2 protein-coding genes and 2 pseudogenes are annotated in these 2,909 nt (G+C 58.0%); all 4 read right to left on the bottom strand.

What is annotated here, in order from left to right:
* Nucleotides 1-127, bottom strand: a pseudogene (locus PHI30_RS10065) (electron transfer flavoprotein subunit beta); the annotation flags it as partial.
* Between the two features lie 32 nt (nt 128-159).
* Nucleotides 160-1,467, bottom strand: a complete 1,308-nt coding sequence (locus PHI30_RS10060; RefSeq protein WP_300027340.1) for an acetyl-CoA hydrolase/transferase C-terminal domain-containing protein — start codon at nt 1,465-1,467, stop codon at nt 160-162.
* Between the two features lie 21 nt (nt 1,468-1,488).
* Nucleotides 1,489-2,634, bottom strand: a complete 1,146-nt coding sequence (locus tag PHI30_RS10055) for an acyl-CoA dehydrogenase (RefSeq protein WP_300027337.1) — start codon at nt 2,632-2,634, stop codon at nt 1,489-1,491.
* Between the two features lie 148 nt (nt 2,635-2,782).
* Nucleotides 2,783-2,909 (bottom strand): annotated as a pseudogene (locus tag PHI30_RS10050) (electron transfer flavoprotein subunit alpha/FixB family protein); the annotation flags it as partial.

Raw genomic sequence — 2,909 nt, 5'->3', positions numbered from 1 at the left:
CCACCGCGTTCATGTCGTCCGGGTTCGTGATGGTCTGCATGGATGCACGGTTCAGTGTGCCGTCCGGATTCACGGCCACCTTGCCGGAGGTATCGGGGACCTGCTTGACACATACAATAATCTTCATAAAATACCTTCCTTGTAAAATCCTTTTTGCGATCAGATGAGGATGCTTTCTTTCTTCGCCGCGAAGGTAAGCTCCTCCCGGAACTTGGGATGTGCAATGGCAATCAGCGCTTTGGCGCGCTGGCTCAGCGTGCGGCCCCGCAGCTTGGCGACGCCGTACTCTGTTACGATGTAATCCACGTCGTTTTTGCTGGTGCTGATCTGGGCGCCGGGCATCAGCGTGGGCATGATGCGGCTGATGGTTTCGTCCTTCGCGGTGGAGGCAAACGCAATGAAGCTCTTGCCACCCTTGGACTGGACGGCGCCGCGGACATAATCGCTTTGTCCGCCGGTACCGGAGACATGGCGGGTGCCGATGGATTCCGCGCAGACCTGTCCGAAGAAGTCCACCTCCAAAGCGGCGTTGATGGACATGAAGTTCGGATGTTGGGCAATGGTGGCGGGGTCATTCACGTAGCTCACCGGCAGCATCTCCACCATGGTGTTGTCATCGATGTAGTCATACATCCGCTGAGAGCCGAAGGCAAATGCCGCCACGGTCTTGTTGGTGTGAATGGGCTTGGTGCTGTTGTCCACCGCGCCGCACTCGATCAGCGTCATCATGCTGTCCGTAAACATCTCCGTGTGGATACCCAGATGATGCTTATTTTGGAGCGCGATGCCCACAGCGTCCGGAATGGCGCCGATGCCCAGCTGGAGCGTGGACCCGTCGGGGATCTCCTCGGCAATGTAGCCGCCGATTTTGGCGCTGACCTCGTCAATTTTCGTGGGAGGCAGACAAATCAGGGGCGTGTGATTTTCCCACAGGGCAGAGACCTGCGAGACGTGGATCTGGGGAGACGTGAGGCTCCGGGGCATGTGGGAATTGACCTCCAGCAGAATCGTCTTGGCGGTGGCCAAAATTCCGGCGGAGATGGAGCCGTCGCAGCCGGTGCTGAAGTAGCCGTGCTTGTCCATGGGAGAAACCACGGCGATCAGCACGTCGGGCTGGATGTAGGTCTCCATCAGACCGGGGATATCCCGGTAATAGGCCGGCATCACGTCCGCAATACCGGCGTTGATGGCCTTGCGGGAGGACGCCTGAGAAAACCAGGACACACCGTGATACTTCCCGGCAAACTCCGGGCGGTAGAAGGGGAACGGGGACGTATCCAGCAGCGTGTGCTGGGTGATGTCGTCCAGCTTTCCCGCAGAAATGGCGCGGCCGATGGCCTCATAAAGCGTGGAGGAATGCGCCAGCGCGATATCGGAGGCACAGACGGCCCCGGAGTGCAGAAACCGGCTGACGGCCTCGTCAGGCGTGGTCAGTTTGCTTTGATAAATGGTGTTTAAATTTTCCATGTGACCTCAACAATCTCAGATTTATTTCACACCCATGTCCCGGGAGATGACCATGCGCTGGACTTCGGATGTGCCTTCGTAAATTTCGGTGATCTTTGCGTCGCGCATCATGCGCTCCACGGGATACTCACGGGTATAGCCGTAGCCGCCAAAGAGCTGCACGGCGCGGCGCGTGACGTCAGAGGCCATCTCGGCGGCAAACAGCTTTGCCATGGAGGAGTAGTAGCCGGTCTGGGGATCGCCCTGATCCTTGGCAAAGGCGGCGCGATACACCAGCATCTGAGCGGCGTCGGCGCGGGTCTTCATATCGGCCAGCTGGAACTGGGTGTTCTGGAACTGGCTGAGGCGCTTGCCGAACTGCACACGCTCCTGCGTATACTTCACAGCCTCGTTGATGGCGCCTTCGCCGATGCCCAGCGCCTGTGCGGCAACGCCCACGCGGCCGCCGTCCAGCGTGCCCATGGCGACCTTAAAGCCCTTGCCCTCTTTGCCCAGCAGATTTTCCTTGGGCACAATGCAGTCCTCCATGATGAGGTCGCAGGTAGAGGAACCCCGGATGCCCATTTTCTTTTCGTGCTTGCCCACGGAGAAGCCGGGGAAATCCTTTTCCACAATGAAGGCGGTAATGCCGTGGTTGCCGGCGTGCTTGTCGGTCATGGCGAAAACCACAAAAGTCTCCGCCACGGTGCCGTTGGTGATGAAGCACTTCGTGCCATTGAGCACGTAGTGGTCATCCACCAGCTCCGCCACGGTCTGCTGACCGGAGGCGTCGGAACCGGCGTTGGGCTCGGTCAGGCCGAAGGCGCCGATCTTGCGGCCGGAGAGCAGGTCCGGCAGATACTTCATTTTCTGCTCCTCGGTGCCAAAGGCGTAGATGGGATAGGAGCACAAAGAGGTGTGTGCGCAGACGATGACAGAGGTGGTGCCGCAGGTCTTGGCCAGCTCCTCCACTGCCAGAGCGTACGCCATGTTGGTGCCGCCGGCGCCGCCGTATTTTTTGGGGAAAGGAATGCCCATCATGCCCAGTTTGGCCATCTTTTCAACGGTCTCCATGGGGAAGCGCTCTTCCTCGTCGATCTCTTCGGCTAAAGGCTTCACTTCGGTCTCGGCAAATTCCCGATACATCTTTTGAAGCATCTTTTCCTCGTTAGTCAAGTAAAAATCCATTACATTTCACCTTTCGTTCTGTTCTTGAACCACAAGCGCTGTGGCTGCTCAAGACGAGGTCCCAGTTTTTCAGTTGATGAAAAACCGGAACCTCGTCACGTGATGGATGATGGAATTCAGGTTTTTTACGATGCCTGCAAAAAGCCTGTTATTTCGCGGCCTTTGCGGCGCGGATGGCCTCGGTCAGCATGGGAGCGACCTTGAAGAGGTCGCCGCAGATGCCGTAGTCGGCGATCTCGAAAATGGGAGCGGTGTCGTTCTTGTTCACCGCGATG

Origin of the sequence: Oscillibacter sp. (assembly GCF_028693505.1) — a bacterium.
GTDB lineage: Bacteria > Bacillota > Clostridia > Oscillospirales > Oscillospiraceae > Oscillibacter.
Note: the sequence above shows the minus strand (reverse complement) of the source record. Positions and strands in the feature narration are given on the sequence as shown.